Consider the following 23,038-nt stretch of genomic DNA (forward strand, 5'->3'; position numbering starts at 1 on the left):
GCTTTGGTGCGCACTCCGGACTCGAGTCGAACATCGCATGAGGTCCGAAAAAGGCCACAGGACTAAACCGCTCGCGCGGTAGGGCGCCGCGGCTGGCGACGGAGCCAAGAGGATAGCGCAACGGGGCGTCCTGCCTTGAGATCGAGGGGTTCGACAACCTCACTCAAGACAGGAGCATCCCCATGACCGACGAGGCAGTGAGCCCGTTGCGCCGGCGCATGATCGAAGACATGACGATCCGCAAGTTCGCGCCGAAGACCCAACATGACTACGTGCAAAGAATCAAGAACTTCGCTGCGTTTCTCGGGCGATCACCCGATACGGCGAGCTTCGAGGATGTCCGCCGCTACCAACTTCACCTGACGGCGAGCGGTGTTGGCGTGCCGACGATCAACCAGACCGTCTCGACCTTGCGGTTCTTGTTCCGGGTCACGCTGAAGCGGCACGAGATCGTCGAACATACCCATATCATTCACGAGCCGCGCAAGCTCCCTGTGGTGCTTAGCGTCGAGGAGGTGGCGCGGCTACTCGATGCTGCACCGGGGCTCAAATGCAAGGCGGCACTGAGCGTGGCCTACGGCGCCGGTCTGCGCGCCACCGAGGTGGTCTCGCTCAAGGTCTCCGACATCGACAGCAAGCGCATGATCATCCGCGTCGAGCAGGGCAAAGGCGGCAAGGACCGTAATGTCATGCTGTCGCCGAGCTTGCTCGACCTGCTGCGGACCTGGTGGAAGGCGGCGCGCCCACAGGGCTGGCTGTTCCCGGGCCGCGATCCGGCGCAGCCGATGACCACGCGCCAGCTCAATCGTGCCTGTCATGCCGCCGCGCAGATGGCGGAGATCAGCAAGCGCGTCTCGCTGCACACCTTGCGGCACAGCTTCGCCACCCACCTGCTCGAGCAGAACATCGATGTCCGCGTCATCCAGGTGCTGCTCGGTCACGCCAAGCTCGACACCACGGCGCTCTATACCCGCGTCGCCACCAAGACGATCAGCGAGGTCATGAGCCCGCTGGAGCATATCGCGCTCAAGCTCAAGGAGAGCCGACCGCCCAGCTGACGCGCAGGCCGCTCGTGTCGCGCCCGGCCTTGGAGGTTGCGGATATCTTCCGCAACCATGGCCCGGCATGGCGTCAAGCCCATGCCGGCCATGTCAGCCTCGATCAGTTGAAGGTGATGTCGGCGATCGAGCGCTGTCGCACGGCGGCGCTGGGCGGCCATGTCGCGCGCTGCGCGGACTGCGCCTATACGACGATCGCCTACAACTCCTGCCGCAACCGGCATTGCCCGAAGTGCCAAGGCGCCGCCGCGAAAGACTGGCTTGCCGACCGCGAGACCGAGCTGTTGCCGGTGCCGTACTATCACGTGGTGTTCACGCTGCCGGCGGCCATCGCCGACATCGCCTACCAGAACAAGGCCGTGATCTACGACCTGCTGTTCAAGGTCTCGGCCGAGACCATGCTGACGATCGCCGCTGATCCGAAGCATCTGGGCGCCAAGATCGGCATCACCTCCGTGCTGCATACCTGGGGCTCGGCGCTCACCCATCACCCGCATGTGCACATGATCGTCCCGGGTGGCGGCATCTCGCCCGACGGCCAGCGCTGGGTGTCCTGCCGGCCGGGCTTCTTCCTCCCGGTGCGCGTGCTCTCCCGCCTGTTCCGCCGATTGTTCCTGGAGAAGCTCATCGCCGCCCACCAGACCGGCCGCCTCAGCTTCTTCGGCGAGAACATCCATCTGGCCGATGCGCGATCCTTCGCGGCCTATCTCGCCCCGCTGCGCAAGGCCGAGTGGATCGTCTACGCCAAGCGCCCGTTCGGCGGACCCGAGGCGGTGCTGGCCTATCTGTCGCGCTACACCCACCGCGTTGCCATCGCCAACAGCCGCTTGATTGCCTTCGACGATCGCGGCGTCACCTTCAAGTGGAAGGACTACCGCAGCGAGGGCCGCGATCGATACAAGCACATGACGCTCACCACCGACGAGTTCATCCGTCGCTTCCTCATCCACGTCCTGCCCAAAGGCTTGCACCGCATCCGCCACTACGGCCTGTTCGCCAAAGGCGCTTGTGCCGACAACATCGCCCGCGCCCGTGAACTGCTCGCCGTTGCAAAACCTGACGACCAGCCTACCGCTGCCGCCGTCGATCCCAAAAAGCCGAGCTGTCCATGCTGCGGCGGTCGTATGATCATCATTGAGGTCTTCGAACGCGGCGCAACGCCACGGCATCGGCCGACAGCTCCAGCGACCGTCATCAGGATCGACACCTCATGACCGCGTTACAATCCCGCAAATCTGCGCGTCGCGCCCGCTGCCCCTCCGCCAGCCACGGCAGAGCGCGCCCAGCTCTCTGCCCACCGTCGCAAATCGTCGGACAGCTTATGCAGTTCAGCGTCATCCGCCGCTCGTTCGTCAGCCGCTTCACCGTCGCACAACGCGTTGCTTCGGCTCGATCCCAATCAGCCAGCGCGCCCGCGGCACTCAAATTCCCATAGCGCCTGCCGCACCGCCGTACGTTCCCTTAAGCGCGGTTTCCTCCCTTGGAGGCTTTCGGACGCCGGCCGCCGAGCACGCGGCGCCGTCCCTCAAGCGGCCGGCATCCGAAACCCTTCACATAAGCAGACGTGACGGTCAACCGCAACCGTCTTGGAACCATAATCCGCGCGGTCGTGCGCCATTTGCACCCGAAGCTGTGCGCCGTCTTTCGAAATGTTAATTTCTCCGCCAGCGTCCCGTAATGGCGGAGTTGGCAATCATGCGGTCGACCATCAAAGCGCGAGGTTTTGTTTGTGGGCCGTGCGTTGGAATACAATCTAACAACGCTGAGAATTTCCCGAGCATATGTCAGCCTGCTGTCCCGCCCTGAGGGTGACGCGACGGCGATTTCTCTGGCGTGGATCGGGGACTATGAAATTCGTATGCACGCAGCCCCGCCGACTGCTGCCGCGAGGCAGCCGCTTTTCATCGTCGATATCTTTGACCATGACGAGCAACTCTTTATCGACAGTCGCGCCTGTCACACCGTTGCGGAAGGCGCCGTCGCGTTCGACGAATTCCTGCATATGGCGGAGCCGGTGATAGGCGGGCCGCACTACAAACCACCCGTCTGAGCACTCACCTTTTGAGCTCTCGAAGCCGCGCTAGCAAAGATCGCTTCGACGTTCTCAGGCGCAAAAAATTCCGTCGGCGATATCGTCCCGGCGTTCAGGCGTGCAAAATCGTCCATGGCCGCCTGGTTGCCGTGAACCGCGCCGAGGATCCGTTGCAGCTCGGGTGGCGGCGGCTCGAGCGTGGCGAGGTCGCAGGTGAAATCAAACATCGTCCCGACGTCGACGTCGCGGATGCGCTGGTACTCAGCCATGGCTTCCTCGAACGGCCGCGCGCCCGACAATGATTGGTCGATTGCGCCAGCGCAGAGTTCGGCGTCGCGGAAGGCGTCGAGAATTCCCTGTGCCGTGATGAAGTCCCTGTTATAGCCGGCGTCGCCTGCGAGCGCCCAGCCGGGCCCGTAAGGCTTGCGGAAATAGTTCGGCACCGCGGCGCCGGCGAACGGCGCTTCGCGCGTTGCACGCCGCAACCGCGCGGCAAAGTCCGGCGCCTGCTCGATTGCTTTCAGATAATGGCTCTCGATATCCCGTTTGTTTTCCGCAAACTCTGCATAAGGCCATCCGGCGATGACGAGCGTCAGGTCGTCGTGGGTCGGCATGGCCGCAAAAGCGCGCCTGTCGCGGATATAAACCTCAAAGCGGCCGTCGGTGGGCAGGCCTCTCCAATAGCTGTAGTAACCCGCGCATAGCGGCGGCTTCTCGCGGTAGTGCTCGGGATGCACCGCCTCGCTCAGCATCGAGTGCCGCCCATCGGCTCCCACGACAATATCGGCATATTCCGTAACCGTTCCGCCGTGCTTCGATCGCCCCTTGATGCCGATGACGCGATCTCCCTCGATCATGATCTCCTCGACGACAAAACCCTGACGGACCTCCGCACCGGCTTCGGCGACGGCGTCGACCAGCAGCTTGTCGAGGATTGTCCGCCGCGGGCAGTAGGCAACGGCGTCCTTGTCCATCCCTGGGGCGCCGGCAATCGTGAAGGCGCCGAAGTCGAAGGCATAGGTGTGGATCGGCGGGCATCCGGTCGCCACCAAGTGGTCGAGCAGCCCCCATCGCGCCAGCGCGTTCACGGCGCGGGGATGCACAAGATGGGTTGAGACGGTGTCGCTCGGGAATGACGCGCGATCGACCGCCAGCACCCGGTATCCCTTTCGCGCCAAGAGCATCGCGGTCGGCGAGCCGGCGCAGCGCGCGCCCATGACGATCACGTCGAATGCCTTGCCCATCGGAACCTCCTTGCAACGTTCTTCCGTGCCGGTTCATGGCAGCCAGGCTGACCGGTCGCGGCCCATGCATTCGAGTGTAGTGAGAGGCCGAAGCCGCAACTTTGCCGAAACTCCGTGGTTCTTTGCAGCGGGTTCAGGTCACAGTCGACGGAGCACGGAAATGGATGCTCTATCGGAGGCGTTGGCGTCCGTGCGCATGACCGGCGCCATCTTCTACCATGCGGAGTGCACCGCGCCCTGGGGGTTCCGGGTGCCGCATCTGCGAGACGTTGGCCACGTGCTCGCTCCCGGAACCGAGCGGCTGGTCAGCTATCACCTGGTCACCCACGGCAAGGCGGTCGTGTGCTTTCCGGGCGAGGCGGACATCCCCATCACGGCGGGGGATATCCTGATCATCCCGCACGGCGATGCACATACCGTTTCGAACGGCTCGCCATCGGCCTTCATGGACAGCGGGGCCTCGCTCGGTAGCTATCTCGCGGGCGATCTGACGACCATGCGATTGGGAGGCGGCGGCGAACTGACCCAATTTGTCTGCGGCTATTTCGGCTGCGAGCGTCATGCCGAGCGGCTGTTCCTGGCCGGCCTGCCGCAGATGATCAAGATCAACCTGCGCGGCGACCCGGCCGGCGAATGGCTGGAGAGCTCGGTTCGCCATCTTGTCTCCGAGGCTGATTCCCGACGACCGGGACAAGCAGTGCTGCTTTCCAAGATGGCGGAAGCGCTCTTCATCGAAACCATTCGCCGCTACATGGAGGCGCTACCGGCCGAGCAGACCGGCTGGCTCGCGGGGGCGCGGGATCCGGTTGTCGGCGGTGCACTGGCGCTGCTGCATCGAAAGCCCTGCCATCACTGGACCGTGGAGGAACTGGCCACCGCTGCAGCGGTCTCACGCTCGGTCCTGGCCGAGAGGTTCTCCCGGTTTCTCGGCGAGCCGCCGCTGACCTATCTCGCCCGCTGGCGGCTGCAACTCGCCGCCCGGATGCTGCAAACCACGCGGGAGCCGGTGATACAGGTGGCGTCGGAGGTCGGCTATGACTCGGAGGCGGCGTTCAACCGGGCGTTCAAGCGCGAATTCGGTATTCCGCCAGGACAATTCAGGGGACAATTCAGGGGACAATTCAAAGGCCAATTCAGCGGCCAATTGAAAAGATCGCGCCCCCGGGCGGGTCCGGTTGGAGGCGCGCGCATTCCCTCGGACGCGGCGTGAGGGAAACAAGAAAGCGTCCCGGTGACGGCTTCGCCGACGATCCGCAGATTCGCGGGGCTCCGATCTACCAGTAGATCAACCCCGTTCGCGTCCTGCCGATCCCGCTTCTCGCAAGCATGGCTGCGATCCTTTGCTTCTCGGCGCAGTGTGCAGCGAGGGTCTGGTATAGCCGTGCCTCGATGAAGGGGGCATGTTCCCTGCTGGTGGACGCCGCATCGGCGGTCGCGGATATCAGCGCACTGATTTGGCGTATCAGCAGATCGTCTGTCGATGGCTGCATGACCTTCTCCTTCGATCCCGGTCCGACAATTCCTGATTGCGGTTCACCGCAAGCCGGCAAATACCGGATGCGACAGATTGCTCGCGCTTCATCAAGCTTCAGTGAGCGAGGGTGATCCTGCGCATCTCCTGCAGCCGGGCAAGGCAATATTCCCGGTAGAGCATGTTGATGAGAGTCCACATGATCGACTCCTGTCTGATCACGGGATCACTTTACGACGTCACCGTTTCAAGATTTCTTCCTCGGCCGAGAAAATGGCTTCGCGCAAGGCGCGGAATACTTCATGCTGTCCACGGCGACGAAATACCCTCACGGCGCGGTGACTATTGTGCATCATACGCCTCTGGTTGCGCCTGCGGCTTGATCTCCCTGCGAGCAGTCAAGGTAAAATCGAACCTTGGCTCAATCCGCCTTGGTCTCGCCCTTGCGCTCGCTCTTCCCGCCGTCCTCGAGGTCGTCTTCTTCCTTCACCAGCGTCAGCAGCCTCAGCGTCAGGAATGTGAACACCGCCACCGTCACCGCGACGTCGTAGCTGCCGAGCCCGACGGAAACGCCGATTGCGCCGGTCGCCCACAGGCTCGCGGCGGTCGCCGTGCCCTGCACGGTGGTGCCCTGCTTGAGGATGGCGCCGCCGCCGATGAAGCCGATGCCGGTGATCACGCCTTCGATCACCTTCGACATGCCATCGGGAGAACTCACCATCAGCTGTTCGCTGGCCTGCACGAATCCGCAGCTTGCCAGGGCGACCAGCGGAAAGGTGCGCAGCCCAGCGCTCCGCGCCCGCTTTTCACGGTCCCAGCCGATCGGGATGGCTAGCGCGAAAGCCGCCGCCAGCGTCAGAAAATGAACACCTATCTGAAACCGGTCCAAAACACGCCCTTCTGAAACAAAGCCCCGCTAACCGCGATACAGGCATGTAACGCGGCAATGCGGCGCAAAGTTTCAGCGCGGCGGCTTCTGCCTCACCTGGGACTGCCGACGACGGTCGCACCCGGCGCTACGCTCGTGATTGCTGCCGTGGTCCGGTACTGCGGCAGATGATTTTCCAGCGAATAGAACACGCACAGCGCAAGGCTCGACCAGACCGCCAGGCTGAAGTAAAGCGACATCCAGGCAATCTCGTCCTTCCACTCCGCAAGGTCGTGCGTCACCACCCAGCGCGTGCTGACGTCGCGCAGGCCCTCGCGCGGCGTCAGGCGCTTGTCGCCATCGGCATCGCCGGTCCGCCAGCGCTTCAGGTACATCGGGACGTCGATCGTCATGAGAAACGCCAGAAAGCATGCGATGCCGGCGGTGGCGGCGACGAGAATCACGCGAACCGCACCGTTGAATTCCGGCAGCAGACGACAAAGCGCGACGCCAATGGCGAAGAAGGCCACCGCCCACAGCGAATTCTCGATGGCGTTGCCGAGATAATTCCTCGTCAGCACCGCATACCATGACAGGCATTCCGCGATCAGGATCAGCGGCACGATCACCCACGCGACATTGGTCACGGTTTCCGCGCCGGTCATGGTGCCGAGCTGGTGCAGGATGATGGCCCATTGCGCCACGAAGCATACCTCGGCGACGGTTGCCACCGAACGTCCGACCATGACACTCGACAGCCAGGTGTCGAACAGGCAGATCCGCTGCACGTCGGCGCGCGGCAGGAACGACCGGAAGGCGCAGCCGAACACATAGGCCGCGCAGAACAGCAGCATGGCGCCGGTGCCGGATAGGCTGCCGACGGCGCCGGCCGGCGGACTCGGAAGCTCGCGATACAGCACGAACCAGACGGCGATGTTGACGCCGCTCACCAGCGTCAAGAGGCCCCACCACCAGGACACGGGATTTGACCAGGCCAGGGAAACTGACCGCGCCCGCCATTCCAAGCTCATTCGCCGCTCCGCTGTAATCGAACTGACATCTGACTGTAATAATACAGTCATACGTCGAGGCCAATCACGACGAGAGTATGTCGGCGGGGGCAAAGTGCAGGGACAGCGCTCCGGTCGCGAGGAGGGCCGCGATTGTGACAGTCGGGCCTGCAAGCCTCTCATGGGCTCGTCATGCCCGGCCTTGCCGCCTCCGCTAAAGCTCCGGCGCGCCAGAACGAAGAGCCGCGGCGAAGCCTTTGGCGTAGCCGGGTGCCGGGCATCCACGTCTTTGCTTCGGTAACAACAGACGTGGATGGCCGGGACAAGCCTGGACAAGCCCGGCCATGACGGAGAGAGAATCGAATGCAGGCCGACAGAGATGCCTGAAGAACGGTGGCTGCTTCTTCGCCTACCTCAAGCCAGAAACTTCACGCCGTAGGTCTTGCCCCGGCGCCACACCACTTCGCACGACTGGCGCGTCGTATGTTCGGGCACCAGCGCCAGTTCAAAGCTGTCCCTGACATCGAACGGAGCATCGGTCGCGATCTTGGCGCCGCCCGGGGAGACGTCCAGAACAATGCATTCGATCTTCGTCACCCCGTTGTCGGTCGTCACCCATGTCGGCCGTTTGCGCAGCTGGCGTCGCGGCTCGCGCTGCACTTTTGTCCTTTGCTCGTCGACAATCATCGTGGCCATCCGTCATTGGACCCAGTCGGCTGGGTCTTCGAAGCACTGGCCACAGTGAATGCAAGTTCGTAAAGTTCCCTTAGCTAATCGATTCAAATTGACCTGGTTTGCTTCGCGAGTTGTAAGTCCGGCTCTCGCAACCGTTGCGGAAAATCGTAGGGTGGGTAAGCGTGCCCACCATTCTGCTGCGCTGTCGATGGATGGTGGGCACGGCGCGATGCGCCTTTGCCCACCCTACGCAACGTGCCCCTCAGAAATTCACCCGGTTCGAGATCGCGCCGTCGACGACGAGGTTCGAGCCGGTCGTGAACGAGGAGACAGGGCTTGCCAGGAACACTGCCGCGTTGGCGATTTCCTGCGGCGTCGCCATGCGGCCAGTCGGGTTGCGCGCCAGTGCGTCCTGGTAGCGTTTCGGCATGTTCTGCTCGACCATGTTCCAGATACCGCCCTTGAAATAGACCGTGCCCGGCGACACCACGTTGACGCGGATTTTCTTGCCCGCGTATTGCCGCGCCAGTCCCTTGGCCATGTGGATCAGCGCCGCCTTGATCGGGCCGTAGGAGCTGGCGGCGTCGGCCTGCGCGGCTGAGACCGACGAGATGATGACGAAGGCCGCGTCGCCGGTTTTCCCGCCGCTGTCCTCGAGAAACGGCCGCGCCGCCTCGAAGGCGTTGACGGCGCCGAGCACGTCGAGCCGAAAATTCTGCTCCCAGGACGCGGGATCGCCGCCTTGCGCCATTGCACCAGCGTTGGAAAACAGCATGTCGATGCTGCCGAGCTCGTTGGCCGTATCAGATATCCATGATTTCAACGCGGCCGCGTCGGTGACGTCCACAGAGGCGCCGGTCGCGCGCCCGCCATGCGCCTTCAGCTCGGTGATGGTCGCCGCGACCTGATCCACATTGCGCGCGCACACCGCGACGCCCGCGCCTTCGCCCGCCAGCGTGTCGGCAATCGCCCGCCCGATGCCGCGCGTGCCGCCGAGCACGACGGCGTTTCTGCCCGTCAAACCCAAGTCCATTTTGTTTTTTCCTTGATTGATCCGCAGAGCATTGTAGCGATGAAGGTAGCGCGGGAGAAAGCTCAAAGTGCGTGTGGTGCGCCGCTCTCTTCAAAGACGCGGTTAGGCCGCAGTTCGTAGCAATTCGGATGAGCGCAGAATTGTAGGATGGGTGGAGCGCAGCGATACCCATCGTTCTGCAACCAGCATTGATGGGTATCGCTGCGCTCGACCCATCCTGTACCGTTCCGGCGTTCGGCACCAGTCTACTGGTGTAGAGTGGTGGCACGGGCCGATCTGCCGGGAGCTGCGTGACCCATCAGCGCTACGAGCGCCCACGTAGGACCCGCGCCTCGGTGGAGCGGCTGCGATCGAGATCCAATAGGAGGTATGCGCCGAGAGTGCCAGTACAGGAACCGATCGGGATCGCAGTGGCCCGCTGTGAGAACGAGGAGGTCAGCAAATGGTCGAGGACGTGCATTGGTTCGTCGGGATCGACTGGGCAACGCAGAGCCATCGCGTTTGCCTGCTTGATGCCAAAGGAAGACGCGTAGGCGAGCGGGAGTTCGCCCATGGCGGAGCCGGATTGACGGAGCTGCGAGATTGGTTGCTGGAGAAGACCGGGGGCGTCCCGGGGCAGATCGCTGTGGCGATCGAGATGCCGCACGGCCCTGTGGTGGAGATGCTGCTCGAGCACGGTCTTGTAGTCTTTGCCATCAATCCAAAGCAACTCGATCGTTTCCGCGATCGCTTCACGGTCGCCGGCGCCAAAGATGACAGTCGTGACGCGCATGTCCTTGGAGACTCGCTGCGCACCGACCGGAAGGCCTTCCGTCGGCTTGCACCCGACAATCCGGTGGTGATCGAACTGCGCGAGTGGTCGCGTATTGCCGACGAACTGCAGCAGGAGCGGACGCGCTTGGCCAACCGCCTTCGCCAGCAACTGTGGCGCTATTATCCGCAGGCGGCCGAACTGACCGACGATGTTGGCGACGACTGGTTCCTGGCGCTGTGGCACAAGGTACCAACCCCTGCCGCCGCCGCGAAGGCCTCGGAGAAGACGATCGCGCGTATCCTCAAGGACCATCGCATCCGGCGCCTCGATGCCGCCACCGTGCTGCAGATCTTGCGCAAGAGCGCCTTGTTCGTCGCACCGGGCACGACGGAGGCTGCTTGCGCGCATATCCGCAGCCTTGCGGCACGGATGCGTCTGGTCAATCAGCAGACCAAGGAAGCCCACGACGCCCTGGACGGCCTTTGCGCCAGGCTTGGAGCGCAGGACGAGGAGAACTCGTCGGGGCAGCGCCGTGAGCAGCATGACGTGACAATCCTTCGCTCCTGGCCGGGAATCGGCAGGATTATTCTCGCCACGCTGCTCACCGAGGCAGCACAACCGCTGCAGGCCCGAGACTATCACGCCTTGCGCGCCTTGGCAGGGGTTGCTCCGGTGACGCGACAAAGCGGCAAGCACCGCTTCGTGATCCGCCGCCTGGCCTGCAACAAACGGCTGCAGACCGCCGTCCATCACTGGTCGCGCGTCGCCATCCAGCGCGATACTGCCGCTCGGCAACGCTATGATGCCTTGCGGCAGCGCGGCCACGGTCATGCGCGCGCCTTGCGCGGCGTGGGCGACCGCTTGCTGTCCGCTTTGTGTACGACGCTCAAGCGCCAGACCGTCTATGACGCAGACCACAGGAGCTCGCAGATCGTCGCCGCGAAACGGTAATCCTCATTCCTTTGTTCGGCCGCCGGTGACCATTCCTTCGTCCCGACCTGCCGAACGCAACAGCGCCGCGCGCAGGCGCTGTCAAGGATGCCATCGGCACCGGCGTAGCCGGCGCGAAGCGTCCTCGACAGCGTCGAGCACGGCGCTACGCTCGCCGCCAAGGACGCTTACCTCTTGACCAAGGCTAGGAGGTCCTACAGGCTGGCATGCACATCCTACTCCGGCGCCGCCCCAACGGGCGGGCCGCCGGGCGGTCGGTGCAAAAAGGTGATCGTCGCATAGGCGCCGACCCATGAGCCGATAGCGGCGAACACGACATAGACCCAATTGTCGGTGTAGCTGATCACGGCGTAGGACGAGAGCACGTACCAGATGCTGCTCCAGGTCGCCGCCGGCACGCGCTTGCGGTGCACCACGGCTGAAGTGAACATCACATAGACCGCGTCGGTCCCTGCGGTCGCAAGGAAAACGGCTCCCGCCGTCAGAGGGTCGATGGCCGCCATTGCAACTCCTTCCGGGTTGAGGACGCGTAGCCCGGATGAAGCGAAGCGCAATCCGGGTAAGAGCGATCCGCGTGGCAAGATCGTTCCCGGATTTCGCTGGCGCTCCATCCGGGCTACGTTGACTGGAATGTTCGAGACGAACGTTAGGGAAGAGACGCGTTCATGCAAAGCCCCAGCGAAATCCTTGCCGATATCTGGACCTCTGTCGGCGGCGAAGCCTCTGCACTTAACACGCTCACATTGACCGGCGACGAGCCGCAATTGCCGTCATCGTTTCGCGTCGCTGCCGCAGCGCAGGTCAGCGTCGCCGCGAGCGCGCTCGCGGCTGCCGAGGTCTGGAAAATGCGCAGCGGGGAGGCGCAGGGCGTTTCGGTCGACATGCGCCATGCCGTGGTCGAATGCCGGAGCGAGCGATATTTGCGCGTCGATGACAAGCCGCCACCACCGGCCTGGGACGCGATCGCCGGTGTCTACAAGGTCAGCGATGGCTTCGTGCGGCTGCACACCAATTTTCCGCACCATCGCGACGCCGTCTGCAGCGTGCTGAACTGCAAGCCGGAGCGCGACGCCGTGCAGGCCGCGCTGATGCAATGGAACGGCGAGGCGTTCGAGACCGCGGCCTATGCGAACGGCGGCGTCGTTGCCTTCATGCGTTCGCATGACGAATGGTCGGCGACGCCGCATGCCAGGGCGCTCGCGGCATTGCCGCTGGTCTCGATCACGGAAATCGGCGAGGCCGCACCAAAGCCGTGGCCAGCGGGCAACCGGCCACTCGCCGGTGTTCGCGCGCTCGATCTGTCGCGCGTCATCGCAGGTCCCGTGGCGGGACGGACGCTCGCCGCCCACGGCGCCGATGTGCTGCTGATCTCGGGGCCGGATCTGCCGGCGATTCCCTGGCTCACGATCGATACCGGCCGCGGCAAGCTGACGAGTTTTGTCGAGCTCATGACGGAGCAGGGGCGGGCCGTGTTGCGGGAGTTGCTGGCGCGGGCCGATATCTTCTCGCAAGGTTATCGGCCGCGCGCGCTGGCCGGCCTCGGCTTCTCGCCGGAGGAAACGGCGCGCATCAATCCCGGTATCATTTATGTCACGTTGTCCGCCTATGGTGCGGCCGGGCCATGGGCGGAGCGGCGCGGCTTCGACTCGCTGGTGCAGACCGCGACCGGATTCAACCATGCCGAGGGGCAGGCGGCCGGTATCGATGGTCCGAAGGAATTGCCGGCGCAGATGCTCGACCACGCCACCGGCTACGTCATGGCGTTCGGCGCCATGATGGCGAAAGCGCGCCAGGCGCGTGAAGGCGGCAGTTGGCACGTCCAGGTGTCGCTGGCGCAGACCGGGCGGTGGCTGTGGAATCTCGGGCGGGTCGCCGGCGGGTTGGATACCCGGGATCTTACGGGGGAGGCGGTGATGCCGTTTATCGAGGAGGTCGACTCAGGTTTTGGTGCACTGCGGTCGGTCCGGCATTCCGCGACTCTGTCGAAAACCCCAGCGTTTTGGGCCCGTCCGGCGATGCCGCTCGGTACCCATCCACCGCAATGGCCGGCACGCGAATGAGGCAGCCATCGGGCGGCCAGCCCCAGTTCTCCAAACTTTAACCTCCCCGCCAGGGCTGATTTTCGATTTTTAGGTTGTCTAAAGCGCCAAATGGGCCCTATTAGCGCAGGGTGAGACAAAACGTCGCTGAATGGTTCCGGGTCGGATGCTCAAGGTGTTTACCAAGCGATTGCAGATCGTTACCCGGCAGCGGCTGACCGTGGCCATCGGCCTGTTGGTCCTCGTCGGTGCGGGCGCCTATGGCTACGCCCAGATCGGCGGCGCAAAGCGCGGGCATTCGGAAATCTCGAGCCAGTCGCGCAAGGGCCTGCAGCGCTACACGCCGAGTCCCGCCGAATGGGCCAGCCTGACCATTCAGCCCGTCACCGAACGCGGCTTCCGCGCCGAGAACGTCACCGAAGGCAAGATCGCGATCGATGAAGATCGCTCGACGCCGGTGTTCTCGCCCTATGCGGGCCGCGTCACCAGGCTGCTGGCCAAGCCGGGCGACAGCGTCGTCAAGGGCCAGCCGCTGTTCGTGATCGAGGCGGCCGACAACGTTCAGGCGCAAAATGATTTCATCGCGGCGATGACCGCCATGAACAAGGCGAAGTCCGCGCTCGATCTAGCGCAGTTGCAGGGAGCACGCGCCAAGGATCTGTTCGAAGGCAAGGCCGTCCCGCTGAAGGATTATCAGCAGAGCCAGGCGACGCTGATCCAGGCGCAGAACGACATGCGCTCGTCGGAAACGGCGGTGCAGGCGGCTCGCAACAAGCTGCGTCTTCTCGGCCTCACCGATGACGACATCGCGACCTTCCAGGAGAAGGGCCGCATCAATCCCGAGATCACCATCTTCGCACCGCTCGGCGGCACCGTGGTCCAGCGCAAGATCGGCCCGGGCCAATATGTCAACGCGGGCGCCAGCGACCCCGTCTATGTGATCGGCGATCTCTCCACCGTCTGGATGACGGCGTTCGTGCGCGAGTCGGATTGCGCCAACGTTGCGATCGGGCAGGAGGTGAGTTTCAGCGTGCTGGCGCTGCCCGGACGTACGCTGTCGGCACGAATCAACTATGTCGCTACCGCGATCGATCCGGCGACGCGGCGGCTGCTTGTGCGCGCCACCATCGACAACAAGAACGGCACGCTGAAGCCGGAGATGTTCGCCAACGTCACGATCTATTCGGCGGGCGACCGTCCCGCGGTCGGCGTGCCGAAACAGGCGCTGATCTATGAAGGCGAGCAGGTCCGGATCTGGGTCGCGCATCCGGACAAGACCATTGAACTGCGTCAGATCAAGCCCGGCCTCACCAATGGCGATCTCGTCGAGGTGGTCGGCAATTTGAGGCCCGGCGAGCAGATCGTCACCAAGGGCGCACTCTTCATCGATCGCGCCGCGTCCGGCAGCTGATCCCTCACTGAAAGCTTCGATCTGAATGGATCGCCTGGTCGCCCTAGCAGTCAGCCGCCGCTATTTGATGGTCGGTATGTTCGTCGCCGTGCTGGTCGGCGGCCTGATCGCGTTCAGGCAGCTCAACATCGAGGCCTATCCCGACCCGACCCCGCCGATGGTCGATATCGTGACACAGAGCCCGGGCCTGTCGTCGGAAGAGATCGAGCGCTACATCACGATCCCGATCGAGACCCAGGTCGCCGGCATCAAGAACCTGCGCACGATCAGAACCATCTCGCTGTATGGCCTGTCCGACGTCAAACTGCAGTTCTCCTTCGACTATACCTATGAAGAGGCGCTGCAGCAGGTGTTGAACCGCCTGGCGCAATTGCCGCCGCTTCCAGGTGGCGCGCAGCCGACCATCTCGCCGCTCAGCCCGATCGGCGAGATTTTTCGTTACCGCCTGAAGGGCCCGCCGAACTACAGCGTGCTCGACCTCAAGACGCTGCAGGACTGGGTGTTGCAGCGCCGCTTCCGCGCGGTGCCCGGCGTCATCGACGTCACGGGGTGGGGCGGCAAGACCAAAACCTACGAGTTGCAGGTCGATTTCAACAAGCTGGTCGCCAACGGGCTGACGCTGCCGCAGGTGCTGCAGGCCGTCAGCAACGCCAACATCAATGTCGGCGGCAACACCGTCAACATCGGCGCGCAATCCGCCGTGGTGCGCGGCGTCGGCCTGATCCGCTCGATCGACGATCTCAACAACACCATGGTGTCGCAGTCCGGCGGCAATCCGGTGCTGGTCCGCGATATCGCCCATGTCACGATCGGAGAGAAGCCGCGGCTTGGCATCGCCGGCCTCGACCAGGACGACGACATCGTGCAGGGCATTGTGTTGATGCGGCGCGGCGAGCAGAGCTCGCCGACCATCGCCCGGGTCGAACAGCTCGTTCGCGACATCAACAACTCCAGCGTCCTGCCGCCCGGGGTCAGGATCGAGCGGATCTACGACCGCAAGGACCTGATCGACATCACCACGCATACGGTGCTGCACAACATGGTGGTCGGGATCATCCTGATCGTGCTGCTGCAGTGGATGTTCCTCGGCGATCTCCGCAGCGCGCTGATCGTCGGCGCGACGATTCCGTTCGCGCTGTTTTTCGCCGTCATCATCCTGGTGCTGCGCGGCGAATCCGCCAACCTGCTGTCGGTCGGCGCGATCGATTTCGGCCTGATCGTCGACGGCACCGTGATCATGGTGGAGGCGATCTTCCGGCGGCTGACGCAGACGACCGCGCTGTCTGAGGCTGAGCAGAGCCACATCTCCTTCGAAACCACGATGGGAATGAAGAGCCACGCCATTCTGTCGGCGTCCGCCGACGTGTCGCGCTCGATCTTCTTCGCCGCCGCCATCATCATCGCCGCCTTCCTGCCGCTGTTCACGCTGAGCGGCGTCGAGGGCAATATCTTCGGGCCGATGGCGCGGACCTATGCCTATGCGCTGGCCGGCGGACTGCTCGCGACTTTCACCGTGACGCCTGCGCTCAGCGCGATCATCCTGCCGGCGCACATGCAGGAAACCGAGACCCGCTTCATGGCGTTCCTGCATTGGCTCTACATGCCGGTGCTGAGATGGGCGATTGCGAACCGCAGGATCGTACTGGCCGGCGCTGCCGCGCTCTTCTTGATGACGATTGCATTCGCGCGGCTGCTCGGGCTGGAATTCCTGCCCAAGCTCGAAGAAGGCAATTTGTGGATTCGCGCCACGCTGCCGCCGACCATCTCGCTGCAAGAGGGCAATACCTACGTCAACGAGATGCGCAGGATGATCCGCGCACGTCCCGAAGTGGAATCGGTGGTGTCGCAGCATGGACGCCCGGACGACGGTACCGACGCCGCCGGCCTGTTCAACGCCGAATTCTTCGCGCCGCTCAAACCCAACAGCGAATGGCCCGGCACCCGCGACAAGGACGAGCTGACGGCGCAACTGCTCGGGCAATTGCAGGACAAATTCCCGGGCGTCGAATTCAACTTCTCGCAATATCTGCAGGACAACGTTTCGGAGGCCGTCTCGGGCGTCAAGGGCGAGAACTCGATCAAGCTCTATGGCAACGACCTGCAGGCGCTGACCGATACCGCCAACAAGATCAAATCCGTGCTCGGTACCGTGCAGGGCGTCACCGACCTTGCGGTATTCACCTCGCTCGGCCAGCCGACGATCCAGATCGACATCGACCGCGCCCGCGCCGCGCGCTACGGCCTGTCGCCCGGCGATATCAACGCCACCATCAAGGTCGCGGTCGGCGGCGACAGCGCCGGCGATATCTATGAGCCCGGCAGCGATCGCCACTTCCCGATCATCGTTCGCCTCGCGCCGGAGTACCGCAAGAGCGCGGAGGCGATCCACAATTTGCGGATCGGCGTGGCCGGGCAGGGCGGCATTACCCAGATCCCGCTCAGCGAGGTGGCCTCGATCAACCTGATCTCGGGCGCCGCTTACATCTACCGCGAAGGGCAGGAACGCTATCTGCCGATCAAGTTCTCGGTCCGTAACCGCGACCTCGGCAGCGCGATCCATGAAGCGCAGGAGAAGGTCGCCGAGCAGGTCCAGCTTCCGCCGGGCTCGCGGATCGAATGGGTCGGTGAGTTCGGCAACCTGAAGGACGCCATCCGCCGGCTGTCGATCGTGGTGCCGATCAGCCTCGCGCTGATCGGCGTGCTGCTGTTCTTCAATTTCGGTTCGATGGGCGACACCTTGCTTGCCATGAGCGTGATCCCGATGGCGATCTTCGGCGGCGTGCTCGGATTGCTGATCTCGGGGATTCCGTTCAGCGTCTCGGCGGCGATCGGCTTCATCGCGCTGTTCGGCATCGCCGTGATGGACGGCATCATCATCCTGTCGCAGTACAATCAGCTCATCGACGAAGGCTATGAGCGGATGCGCGCGGTGATCCGCACCGGCGAACTGCAACTGCGCCCCGTCCTGATGACCTGCGTGGTGGCGGGCGTCGGACTGCTGCCGGCGGCGCTCTCGGAGGGGATCGGCTCGCAGGTGCAAAAGCCGCTCGCGGTCGTGGTCGTCACCGGCATGATGCTGGCGCCGGTGGTGATCCTGGTGACGTTGCCGGTCCTCATCTCGGTATTCTCGCGCCGGGCGCGCTAGAGCCGTGTGGGCACGTGCCCATGTTTCCTGCCCACTCGGTTTGTGGTTGACGCAAACCTGCGGCCGTTCCTTGATACCGGCAGGGACAACCGCAGGAGCAAGCCATGCGGATCGAGGAAAGCCAGGGCACTAGCCAAATCTCTGCAGGCCCAACTAACGGCCATGCGCCGCCTGCGAAGACCGCGCCGACGGCCGAGCAGATACTCGGAGAGATCCGCGACTATTGCCGCCAGACGCGCACGGCCGAATCGACCTTCGGACGGCTGGTGGTCAATGACGGCAAGCTGGTCTCGCGCTTGCGCGACGGCGCCAGGATTACCACAGGCACGCTCGACAAGGTCCGCGCCTACCTTGCCGAGCACTGGCCTACATCGGCCGACGCGCCAACCAGTTCACCGGCCAAGCCGCTGAACGGCGAAGCCACCGCCAGCGCGGTTGCGCATCCAGGCTTTCGATTCTTCGACAACCGGCAAAAGTATCTGCTGTTCGTCTCGACCTGCAGCGAGAAATCCGAGGTCGGTAACCGCATCTCGCTCGAGCTCGGCAATCTGCAGCCGGCGCCGCCGGCGCTGCGCATCTTCGACGCCGGCGTCGGCGACGGCACCGTGCTGTCGCGGGTGATGCGCGCGGTACATGCGCGCTTCCCCACCATGCCGCTCTATGTCGTGGCAAAGGAGATCAGTTACGAGGACGTCCGCCTGATGCTGGAGAAGATGGCCGACCGCCTGTTCGAGCATCCCGCCACTGTGCTGGTCGTCACCAACCTCTATTACGCCGAGGCGCCGTGGTTGACGCCGCGCTCGGTGACCTCAGCGCAAGGCCTGATCTGGAAGGATGTCACGCTGACCGGCAACACCGCGCACGGCTTCGCCGAGCAGATCGGCGAGCTCGAAGGCTTCCTCGCCGAGAACTGGCGCGCCGGCATCAGCCCGACCACAGGCAATCCGGTCTATCAGCGTCCGGTGATCCTGACGCTGCGGCGTGAGGATCATTCGTTCCTGCTCGACCCGATCATGCCGCGGCCCGGACGGGTGATGGCCGATTATGACCTCGTGATCGCCTCGCAGCCCTACCGGGCGCGGGCGAGCGTAGAGTTCAAGGCCTCGAAAGTGGTGACCCCGCTGGTCAAGTCGCTGCGGCCGGGCGGACGGCTGATCGGCATCCACTCGCATGGAAGGGATCCCGGCAGCGAGATCATCGACCAGATCTGGCCGGGCGACGATCCCTTCAAGACCGATCGCTACGCCATCCTGCGTCAGGTCAAGCACGAGCTTGGCGCGGCGGCGCGGCACTACAATTTCAATGCGTCCTCGGATGCACGCTCGATCTTCCGCTATCACATGCACACGCTGCCGGACGAGGTCAGCGGGCCGATCGGCACCTCGACGTTGTTCGCCGCCTGGAACGCCGCGATCTACGTGGCGCAGATCGAGGATAACAGGCTTTCGGAAGTGGTCCGCGATGGCCGCTATCTCGAAGCCACCGACCGCGTTCTGAAGAAGCATGGCGGCCTGTGGTTCAACGACGAAACCTATGTGATCTCGCGCCGCCGCGCGCCGGCCTGAGCGTGGGAGGCGTCCGTGACCGTCTCCGACGAGCTATCCCACAGACTGGCCGCGCTGCTGCCGTCGGCCTCCGTCGAAATTTCCTCGCGCGGGCATCAGATTGCGGAACTGCGCGACCATTTCGCTGCAGGGGTCGACGTCACGATCACGTTCCTGCCCGGCGACAATTACCACCATAACGTCGAAACGGCGGCCGCGCTGCGCCGCGCCGGCTACAACCCGGTGCCACATGTCGCCGCGCGCGAAATGGCCTCGCGGGAGGCACTCGACGATTTTCTGGCGCGGGCACGTGGCGACGCTGCGGTGTCCCGGGTCGTCCTCATTGCGGGCGATGTCGCGGCGGCCAAGGGCCCGTTCAAGTCGACGCGTGACGTCTGCAGCAGCGGCTTGCTCGAGGCGCACGGCATTGCATCCGTCAGCCTCGCCGGTCATCCCGAGGGCCATCCCTATCTCGAACTGCCGGAAGCGCTGAACGCCCTCAAAGCGTGGTGGGATTGGGGGCAGCGAACGGGAGCGCGGGTCGATATCGTCACGCAGTTCTGCTTCGAGAGCACGCCAATCCTGCAATGGATCGGTGCCCTCGATCGCGCCGGCATCGATCTTCCGATCATTATCGGCCTGGCCGGGCCGGCGACACCGGCGACGCTGACAAAATTCGCGCTCCGCTGCGGCATAGGCAATTCCATGCGCGCGCTGCGGGCCCAGATCGGCCGGTTCGGCCGCCTGTTGACGGACACGGGGCCGGACGACGTCGTCAAGGGATTGCGATTGGCACCGGCGCAAGCAACTGCACCAATCGCAGGATTTCATCTATTCCCGTTCGGCGGCCTGCGCAAGGCCGGCGCGTGGTTGCGCGACACCGAACACGGCCCGCGCCAGCATGTGGAGCGGGCCGCGGTCTCACACGCCGGGCTTCAGAACCCGTAGAGCCGCGCCGGGTTGTCGACCAGGATCTTCTTGCGGATCGCCGCGTCCGGCGCCCACACCGGAAGCTGGTTCAACAGCTTTCCGTCGTCGATCTGGAACAGCGGCGTGACGTCGGTGACCTTCTTGCCGGCCGGCGTAACCGAATCCGGATGCGGCCAGTCGGTGCCCCAGACGATGCGGTCGGGATTGGCTCCGATCAACGCCTTGGCGAGCGGGATGCAGTCGGTGTAGTCGGGGCCGAGTTTCGAGGAGCGATAGGCGCCGGAAATCTTCACATAGGCCTTGCCCGATTTGACGAGCTCCACGAGATCGGCAAACCCGGGTTGTTCGACGCCAAGCGCCGCCTGGGCGCCGCCGAAATGGTCAAATACGACAGGCACCGGCGAAGCCATGACGAGATCCTTGACTGCTGATATCATCGCCGGGTTGGTATAGATCTGCACATGCCAGCCGCGCGCCCTCATGCGCTCGACGGCGGTCGTAAACCGTGGCCGCGCGACGTTCGGATCGTTGACGCCGCCGGTTGCGAGGTTGAGGCGGACGCCGCGAATGCCGGCCTTGCCCATGAGATCGAGATCGCTCTCGGACGTCTTGTCGTCGATCACGGCAACCCCGCGCGCGGTCGGTCCCCGCGCCGCCATGCCGAACAGCGTCGCCGAATTGTCGGTGCCGTAGATCGAGGGCGTGACGATCACCACGCGCTCCATGCGCAGCGCCTTGTGCAGCGCCGTCATTTCCTCGGGCGAGGCCAGTTCGGGCGTATAGACGCGGCCGGAGAAGAACGGGAATTTTTCGGGATCGGGGTGAATGTGGGTATGGCAGTCGCAGGCGCCCGCGGGAACGTCGAAATTCACCGGCGTGGCGGGCTGCGCCGCTTTGGCAGAGGCGGTTCTGTCGTTCATCATTACTCCGGCTGCGATGGAGGCAAGCATCATACTGCGTCGCGTCAGCATTGGTGTTCTCCCTGGATATTGTTGTTGATTGTTGGCGTCTGGACAGGGCGTCGTGCCCGCTAACTCCAGCGTTCTCCCTCCGGCGCCGGGCGTTGCTTCGCCCGTGGTATGGCCAGGAGATTATCGAGAGAAGTGAGGCGCGGGAAGGGCGCCCGCCGCATGGCTACGCAGAGTTATCGGTCCGGTAACGTGGCCGGCGTATCGAACCGGAAGCCGCCAAATTTGACTAATCATCCGCCCGCCCGGAATATCTCGCTCCCCTCTGGAATCACTTCATGCGAAAATTTTCACAAAAGTTCAAAACCGGCGCGTCGGTCGTTGCCGTGGTCGTCGTGCTGCTCGGCGTTTACAGCTATCGCAAGCTTGCCGCGCTGGCGGCCGATCCCACCGGGGAAAAAGACTGCGGCCCGGCGGTCGGCGGCGGCGAGCAGGCGAAAATCGATCTGGAGCGGATCAAGGCGATTGCGCCGCTCAAGGACGTGAAATGGTCGCAGCTCGGCGGCAGCATCAATGATGCGAGCTGTCTCAGCAAAACCGAGATCTACGGCGTGGTCGACGTCCGCAGCGTTGACGATATCGCCAAGACGCTGGCCTTTGCGCGCGACAACAAGCTTTCCGTTACCACTGCCGGAGTCCGCCACAGCATGGGCGGGCAGGCCTTCCGCAAGGGCGGCATCGTGCTCGACATGCGCGGCTTCAACAAGATCGTGCTCAATGAGAGTTCGCGATCGGTCACGGTACAGCCGGGCGCAACCTGGCACGACATCCAGAACGTGCTGCATCCGCGCTTTGCGGTTCGCGCCATGCAGTCGACCGACATCTTCACCGTCGGCGGCTCGATCTCGGTCAACGCCCACGGCATGGATCATCAGGCCGGCGCGCTTGCGAAGTCGATCAAGTCGATGAAGGTGATGCTGGCCGATGGTTCGCTGCAGACGGTGTCGGCGACCGAGAACGTGGACCTGTTCAACCTCGTGGTTGGCGGCTACGGCCTGTTCGGCGTCATTGTCGAGGCCGAACTGGATATTGCCGATAACCTGGTCTACCAGACCGGCCGCCGCATGATGGACTACAAGGAATTCCCGGCGCTGTTCGCCAAGGCGATCGAGAAGGACGGCAATATCGGCCTGATGTATGGCCACCTCTCGACCGCACCAAGTTCGTTTCTGAAGGAGCTGCTGCTGTACACCTACACCAAGGTCGACGGTACCGATTTCAAGCGCCAGCCGCTCGGCGAGGTCTCAGGCACCAAATTGCGGCGGCTCACCATCAACCTGTCCAAGCAGGGCGCGCTGTTTCAGGAAATGAAATGGCTGTCGGAGAAGCACATCGAGCATCGCATGGAAAACTGCACGGTGACGCGGGCGCAGGCGATCGGTTCGGCGGAGGCCTGTCTCGTCAACCGCAACGACCCGATGCACGATTCCGTGCCTTACTTGCGCAACTCATTGCCTGACGATACCGACATCCTGCACGAATACTTCATCCCGCGCAGCCAGTTCGTCTCGTTTGTCGACGGGATGCGCAAGGTGCTGACCGACAACAAGACCAATCTCCTCAACGCGTCGGTGCGCGTCGTGCATCAGGAGAACAATTTCCTGACCTATTCTCCGGAGCCGGCATTCTCGCTGGTGCTCTACATCAACCAGACCACGGACGATGAGGGCAACCGGCGGATGAAGAAGGCGACCGAAGAGCTGATCGACCTCACCATCGCCCACAAGGGGCGGTTCTTCCTGCCGTACCAGCTCTATTATTCGAAGGATCAGTTGCAGCGCTCCTATCCTCAGATCAACGACTTCTTCGCGGCGAAGCGGAAATATGATCCGAGCGAGCTGTTCACGAATACGTTTTATCAGAAGTACGCGTCGTAGATATCTGCCTGCGTCATTGCGAGGAGCG

Annotated in this window: 19 protein-coding genes; 11 read left to right on the forward strand and 8 right to left on the reverse strand. The window is 63.7% G+C overall.

Going from position 1 to position 23,038, the window contains the following annotated elements:
* Window positions 1-182 precede the first annotated feature (182 nt).
* From LMTR21_RS11205 to LMTR21_RS11215, 3 genes are all read left to right on the forward strand, one after another.
* A complete protein-coding gene (locus LMTR21_RS11205; protein ID WP_187399165.1) occupies window positions 183-1,058 on the forward strand; it encodes a tyrosine-type recombinase/integrase in 876 nt (291 codons plus the stop codon).
* Between the two features lie 14 nt (window positions 1,059-1,072).
* Window positions 1,073-2,272 carry an IS91 family transposase gene (locus LMTR21_RS11210; protein WP_065756975.1) on the forward strand — a complete coding sequence of 400 codons (1,200 nt, stop codon included), beginning with the start codon at window positions 1,073-1,075 and terminating at the stop codon, window positions 2,270-2,272.
* Window positions 2,273-2,799: 527 nt separating this feature from the next.
* On the forward strand, window positions 2,800-3,108 hold the full coding sequence (locus LMTR21_RS11215) for a hypothetical protein (RefSeq protein ID WP_210250570.1): 309 nt from the start codon (window positions 2,800-2,802) through the stop codon (window positions 3,106-3,108).
* Here the strand turns inward: LMTR21_RS11215 and LMTR21_RS11220 are convergent.
* Complete coding sequence (locus LMTR21_RS11220; RefSeq protein ID WP_065756797.1) at window positions 3,090-4,334, reverse strand: NAD(P)/FAD-dependent oxidoreductase; 1,245 nt, start codon at window positions 4,332-4,334, stop codon at window positions 3,090-3,092. The two genes, LMTR21_RS11215 and LMTR21_RS11220, sit on opposite strands and share 19 nt — an antisense overlap.
* A gap of 160 nt (window positions 4,335-4,494) precedes the next feature.
* On the opposite strand from LMTR21_RS11220, the gene LMTR21_RS11225 reads away from it, so the two are divergent.
* Window positions 4,495-5,544 (forward strand): AraC family transcriptional regulator, encoded by a 1,050-nt coding sequence (locus tag LMTR21_RS11225; protein ID WP_084031041.1) that lies wholly within the window; start codon window positions 4,495-4,497, stop codon window positions 5,542-5,544.
* A 64-nt stretch (window positions 5,545-5,608) separates the two neighbouring features.
* Here the strand turns inward: LMTR21_RS11225 and LMTR21_RS11230 are convergent, their stop codons facing one another.
* The 5 genes from LMTR21_RS11230 to LMTR21_RS11250 all read right to left on the reverse strand — a co-directional run bounded on the left by LMTR21_RS11230 (window position 5,609) and on the right by LMTR21_RS11250 (window position 9,391).
* Window positions 5,609-5,824 (reverse strand): hypothetical protein, encoded by a 216-nt coding sequence (locus tag LMTR21_RS11230; RefSeq protein ID WP_065756799.1) that lies wholly within the window; start codon window positions 5,822-5,824, stop codon window positions 5,609-5,611.
* A gap of 402 nt (window positions 5,825-6,226) precedes the next feature.
* Window positions 6,227-6,694, reverse strand: a complete 468-nt coding sequence (locus tag LMTR21_RS11235; protein ID WP_065756800.1) for an MgtC/SapB family protein — start codon at window positions 6,692-6,694, stop codon at window positions 6,227-6,229.
* 92 nt (window positions 6,695-6,786) lie between these two features.
* Window positions 6,787-7,704, reverse strand: a complete 918-nt coding sequence (locus tag LMTR21_RS11240) for a hypothetical protein (protein ID WP_065756801.1) — start codon at window positions 7,702-7,704, stop codon at window positions 6,787-6,789.
* A gap of 393 nt (window positions 7,705-8,097) precedes the next feature.
* Window positions 8,098-8,370, reverse strand: coding sequence for a PilZ domain-containing protein (locus tag LMTR21_RS11245; protein WP_065756943.1), 273 nt, complete (start codon window positions 8,368-8,370; stop codon window positions 8,098-8,100).
* A gap of 250 nt (window positions 8,371-8,620) precedes the next feature.
* Entirely contained in the window at window positions 8,621-9,391 is a 771-nt protein-coding gene (locus tag LMTR21_RS11250) for an SDR family NAD(P)-dependent oxidoreductase (protein ID WP_065756802.1), read from the reverse strand.
* A gap of 442 nt (window positions 9,392-9,833) precedes the next feature.
* Here LMTR21_RS11250 and LMTR21_RS11255 point away from each other — a divergent pair, with 442 nt between their 5' ends.
* On the forward strand, window positions 9,834-11,096 hold the full coding sequence (locus tag LMTR21_RS11255) for an IS110 family RNA-guided transposase (RefSeq protein ID WP_065756803.1): 1,263 nt from the start codon (window positions 9,834-9,836) through the stop codon (window positions 11,094-11,096).
* Window positions 11,097-11,311: 215 nt separating this feature from the next.
* On the opposite strand, the gene LMTR21_RS11260 is transcribed toward LMTR21_RS11255, so the two are convergent.
* A complete protein-coding gene (locus LMTR21_RS11260; RefSeq protein WP_057838409.1) occupies window positions 11,312-11,599 on the reverse strand; it encodes a hypothetical protein in 288 nt (95 codons plus the stop codon).
* Window positions 11,600-11,761: 162 nt separating this feature from the next.
* On the opposite strand from LMTR21_RS11260, the gene LMTR21_RS11265 reads away from it, so the two are divergent.
* The 5 genes from LMTR21_RS11265 (at window position 11,762) to LMTR21_RS11285 (ending at window position 20,183) form a co-directional block, all read left to right on the forward strand.
* Entirely contained in the window at window positions 11,762-13,156 is a 1,395-nt protein-coding gene (locus LMTR21_RS11265) for a CoA transferase (RefSeq protein WP_065756804.1), read from the forward strand.
* A gap of 145 nt (window positions 13,157-13,301) precedes the next feature.
* On the forward strand, window positions 13,302-14,546 hold the full coding sequence (locus tag LMTR21_RS11270; protein ID WP_065756805.1) for an efflux RND transporter periplasmic adaptor subunit: 1,245 nt from the start codon (window positions 13,302-13,304) through the stop codon (window positions 14,544-14,546).
* Window positions 14,547-14,571: 25 nt separating this feature from the next.
* Window positions 14,572-17,691, forward strand: a complete 3,120-nt coding sequence (locus LMTR21_RS11275) for an efflux RND transporter permease subunit (RefSeq protein WP_065756806.1) — start codon at window positions 14,572-14,574, stop codon at window positions 17,689-17,691.
* Between the two features lie 104 nt (window positions 17,692-17,795).
* On the forward strand, window positions 17,796-19,256 hold the full coding sequence (locus LMTR21_RS11280; protein ID WP_246175433.1) for a hypothetical protein: 1,461 nt from the start codon (window positions 17,796-17,798) through the stop codon (window positions 19,254-19,256).
* A gap of 15 nt (window positions 19,257-19,271) precedes the next feature.
* A complete protein-coding gene (locus tag LMTR21_RS11285) occupies window positions 19,272-20,183 on the forward strand; it encodes a methylenetetrahydrofolate reductase (protein ID WP_065756807.1) in 912 nt (303 codons plus the stop codon).
* Here LMTR21_RS11285 and LMTR21_RS11290 read toward each other — a convergent pair.
* Window positions 20,171-21,136 carry an amidohydrolase family protein gene (locus LMTR21_RS11290; RefSeq protein WP_065756808.1) on the reverse strand — a complete coding sequence of 322 codons (966 nt, stop codon included), beginning with the start codon at window positions 21,134-21,136 and terminating at the stop codon, window positions 20,171-20,173. The two genes, LMTR21_RS11285 and LMTR21_RS11290, sit on opposite strands and share 13 nt — an antisense overlap.
* A 275-nt stretch (window positions 21,137-21,411) precedes the next feature.
* On the opposite strand from LMTR21_RS11290, the gene LMTR21_RS11295 reads away from it, so the two are divergent.
* On the forward strand, window positions 21,412-23,010 hold the full coding sequence (locus LMTR21_RS11295; protein ID WP_065756809.1) for an FAD-binding oxidoreductase: 1,599 nt from the start codon (window positions 21,412-21,414) through the stop codon (window positions 23,008-23,010).
* The last annotated feature ends 28 nt before the right edge of the window (window positions 23,011-23,038 follow it).

The sequence above is a fragment of the Bradyrhizobium paxllaeri genome, from assembly GCF_001693515.2.
Lineage (GTDB): Bacteria > Pseudomonadota > Alphaproteobacteria > Rhizobiales > Xanthobacteraceae > Bradyrhizobium > Bradyrhizobium paxllaeri.